This window comes from Nocardia farcinica, from assembly GCF_029867845.1.
Taxonomy (GTDB): Bacteria; Actinomycetota; Actinomycetes; order Mycobacteriales; family Mycobacteriaceae; genus Nocardia; species Nocardia farcinica_A.
The window spans coordinates 1-3,548 of record NZ_JARWRU010000871.1; the positions used below are offsets into that span (position 1 = coordinate 1).

5 protein-coding genes are annotated in these 3,548 nt (G+C 67.6%); all 5 read left to right on the forward strand.

What is annotated here, in order from left to right; translation table 11 throughout:
- Positions 1 to 85 precede the first annotated feature (85 nt).
- The gene (locus QH283_RS18985; RefSeq protein ID WP_280504330.1) at positions 86 to 775 is read left to right on the forward strand and encodes a response regulator transcription factor; all 690 of its coding nucleotides are present in this window, start codon (positions 86 to 88) and stop codon (positions 773 to 775) included.
- A 341-nt stretch (positions 776 to 1,116) separates the two neighbouring features.
- A complete protein-coding gene (ectA, locus tag QH283_RS18990) occupies positions 1,117 to 1,596 on the forward strand; it encodes a diaminobutyrate acetyltransferase (RefSeq protein WP_280504334.1) in 480 nt (159 codons plus the stop codon).
- The gene (ectB, locus tag QH283_RS18995; protein WP_280504331.1) at positions 1,593 to 2,891 is read left to right on the forward strand and encodes a diaminobutyrate--2-oxoglutarate transaminase; all 1,299 of its coding nucleotides are present in this window, start codon (positions 1,593 to 1,595) and stop codon (positions 2,889 to 2,891) included. Before ectA ends, ectB begins: the two co-directional genes overlap by 4 nt.
- Positions 2,888 to 3,283, forward strand: coding sequence for an ectoine synthase (locus QH283_RS19000; protein WP_280504332.1), 396 nt, complete (start codon positions 2,888 to 2,890; stop codon positions 3,281 to 3,283). The genes ectB and QH283_RS19000 overlap by 4 nt, the downstream gene beginning before the upstream one ends.
- A gap of 66 nt (positions 3,284 to 3,349) precedes the next feature.
- Positions 3,350 to 3,548, forward strand: a 199-nt coding sequence (locus QH283_RS19005) for a hypothetical protein (protein WP_280504333.1), incomplete at its 3' end; no start/stop codon positions are given.

Here is a 3,548-nt window from a genome sequence, read left to right on the forward strand (position 1 = left end):
GGTTTTGTTTGCGGTACGGGTCGTTTACCCACACCTGTTCCCTATTGTGTGCTACGCCGGTGTTTTTCGCGCTAATTTTTTTTTCGTGCCCGACCACGACCGGATCCGCCGGGAACTGCGGGTGGCTCTGGAAGACGAAGGCTACGACGTCTCGGAAGCGCAGCAGGGCGAGGACGCGCTGACGCGCCTGCGCACCAGCGGGGCGCCCGACGTCATGATCGTCGAGTTGACGCTCGGCGACATGGACGGCTTCGAGTGCATCCGTGAGATCCGCCGCGACCACGACGTACCGATCATCGTCATCAGTTCCCGTGACGACACCCACGACGTGGTGGCCGCGCTCGAGGCCGGTGCCGACGACTTCGTCACCAAGCCCTTCGAGATCAAGGAGATCTCGGCCAGGATGCGAGCGCTGCGCAGGCGCGCGCGACTGGCCGCCGAGCGCGACGCGCCACGGGAGATCGTTCTCGCCGCCGATGAGCAGGCGCCGTTGCTGCTCGATCGGGAGGGTGGGTTGGTGCGCCGCGGTGAGGAGGAGGTCAAACTCACCCTCACCGAATTCCGGCTGCTGTGCGAACTCGCCGATGTGCCCGGCCGGGTGCTCAGCCGCTCGCAGTTGCTGGAAAAAGTCTGGGACGAGAACTTTTTCGGCGACGAACGCATCGTCGACGTCCACATGCGCAGGCTGCGCACGAAGATCGAGCACGACCCGTCCGATCCCCACATCGTGGTGACGGTGCGCGGGCTCGGTTACCGCCTCGACCTGCCCCGCTAGTCCGGGCTACCCGGACAGGCGCGGATCACGCGCGTTCTCGTGAATTTGTGTGGACAGGGTCACGTTTGCCCAGGTCGTCGCCGGGCTACGAAACATATTCGTAACGCAACCGCAAAGTGATCGACCAATTCACCGCAAAGTTGGGCGGTGAACCTGGATAGGTAGACAGACCCGTTGGGAGTTGTATGTCACCGCAAACCTTGTCCACGTACACCACGCTTTCGAACAAGACGCTTTCGCACGACGATTCGCATTCCGCCTCGTCCCGCCGCGCGCACTCGGTGCGTCCACGCCCGGTGACGCCACCGTGGGAGCAGTCCGACCGAGTCGGCATCGCGCTGATGCGGTCGCCGCAGCTGGGTGACGCGGCCGAGATCTGGCGGCTCGCCAAGGAATCCCGGGTTCTGGACACCAATTCCAGCTACGCCTATCTGTTGTGGTGCCGTGATTTCCCCGGCACCACGGTGGTCGCCGAAGTCGACGACAAGATCGTCGGTTTCGTGATCGGCTACCTGCGCCCGGAACGACCGGACACCGTTTTCGTCTGGCAGGTCGCGGTTTCGGCGAGCCAGCGCGGACGGGGCACCGGAACGGCGCTGATCGAACATTTGCTGGACCGCGTCGCGCCGCTCGGCGTGACCGCTCTGGAAACCACGATCTCCCCGGACAATCCGGCCTCGATCGCGATGTTCGCCGCGGTGGCCCGGCGCCGGGACGCCGAATTCACCAAGCGTCCGCTGTTCGAGCCGGAGGTGTTCCCGGACGAACACGAAGCCGAAGACCTCTACGAAATTTCGCCTATCACCAAGGAGATTCGATGATCAGCGCGGATACCACCGTTTTCGAGTCGCTCGAGTCCAATGTGCGCGGCTACTGCCGTTCGTGGCCGACCGTCTTCACCACCGCCAGCGGCGCCTGGCTGCGCGACGAGGAGGGCAAGGAATTCCTGGACTTCTTCGCCGGTGCGGGCGCGCTGAACTACGGGCACAACAACCCGGCGCTCAAGCAGCCGCTGATCGACTACATCGCCGGCGACGGCATCACCCACGGCCTTGACATGTCGACCACGGTCAAGCGTGAGCTGCTGGAGACTCTGCGCGACACCCTGTTCGCGCCCCGCGGCCTGGACTACAAGGTCCAGTTCCCCGGCCCGACCGGCGCCAACGCCGTGGAGGCCGCGCTCAAGCTGGCCCGCAAGGTGACCGGCCGTGAAACCGTCCTCAGCTTCACCAACGCCTTCCACGGCATGACCCTCGGCGCGCTGTCGGTCACCGGCAACGCCGCCAAGCGGGCGGGCGCGGGCGTCCCGCTGGTGCACGCCGCGCACATGCCCTACGACGGCTACTTCGACAACACCACCGCCGATTTCCAGTGGATGGAGCGCGTCCTCGACGACACCTCCTCCGGCTTCGACCGGCCCGCCGCGGTCATCGTGGAGACGGTGCAGGGCGAGGGCGGGGTGAACGTGGCGCGTGCCGAGTGGCTGCGCCACCTGGCCGGCCTGTGCGCCGAGCGCGAGATCCTGCTCATCGTCGACGACGTGCAGATGGGGTGCGGCCGAACCGGGCCGTTCTTCTCCTTCGAGGTCGCGGGCATCACCCCCGACATCGTGACGCTGTCGAAGTCGATCGGCGGCTACGGCCTGCCGATGGCGCTGGTGCTGTTCAAGCCCGAGCTCGACCAGTGGTCGCCGGGTGAGCACAACGGCACCTTCCGCGGCAACAACCCGGCCTTCGTCACCGCCACCGCCGCGCTGCGCAACTTCTGGTCCGACGGCGCGCTGGAGGCCTCCACCAAGGCCAAGGGCGAGCGGGTGGCCGCCGAGCTGGCCTCGGTCGCCGCGCAGTTCCCCGGCCTGACCACCCGCGGCCGCGGCCTGGTGCAGGGCATCGCCTTCGACGATCCCTCGCAGGCGGGCAAGGTGTGCCAGCTGGCCTTCGAGCACGGCCTGCTGGTGGAGACCTCGGGGTCGAGCGACGAGGTGGTCAAGCTGCTGCCGCCGCTGACCATCACCGACGACGAATTGGACCAGGGTCTGCGGATTCTGACCGGCGCCATCGACTCGGTGTGCACCGGCTGGGACCGTTCGGCCACCACGAAGGGAGCACAGGCATGATCGTTCGCACCACCGCCGAGATCACCGGCACCGAGCGCGACGTCGCGGGAGAGGGCTGGCGCAGCAAGCGCATCGTCCTCGGCGGCGACGGCGTCGGGTTCTCCTTCCACGAGACCACCATCCAGGCAGGCACCACCCACGTCTTCCACTACCAGAACCACATCGAGGCGGTCTGGCTGGTCGAGGGCGAGGGCACGCTGACCGACCTGGACAACGACCAGGTCTACACACTCGGCCCCGGCAGCATGTACCTGCTGAACGGGCACGAGAAGCACCGCCTGGAGGCCAGGACGCAGATGCGCATGATGTGCGTGTTCAATCCGCCGGTCACCGGGCAGGAGGTGCACGACGAGAACGGCGTCTATCCGCTGGTGGCGGTTCCCGCGAGCTGAACCGGCAGCGGGAGGCCCGGATGCCGGGCAAGGCGAGACACGGGGACCAGGAAGGAGCGACTGACAGTGTTGCAGCAGACCATCGATCGCGATTCGGACTCGATGGAACGCATGGACCGCTATCCCACCCGCACCACGGAGCGCGGGCCCCCCCACCCGGGGGGGGGCCCCCCCGGGGGGGGGGGGGTAGGCGGCGCGGCCGCGGGGGGCCACCGCCGCCGCCGGGGGGGGGGGCAGGGGGCCCCGGCGACCCCCCCCCCCGGGG

Bases quoted from the DNA above. Each gene is read 5' to 3' on its own strand.
- ectA (WP_280504334.1), top strand. From the start codon at position 1,117: ATGCGGTCGCCGCAGCTGGGTGACGCGGCCGAGATCTGGCGGCTCGCC.
- ectB (WP_280504331.1), top strand. From the start codon at position 1,593: ATGATCAGCGCGGATACCACCGTTTTCGAGTCGCTCGAGTCCAATGTG.
- QH283_RS19000 (WP_280504332.1), top strand. From the start codon at position 2,888: ATGATCGTTCGCACCACCGCCGAGATCACCGGCACCGAGCGCGACGTC.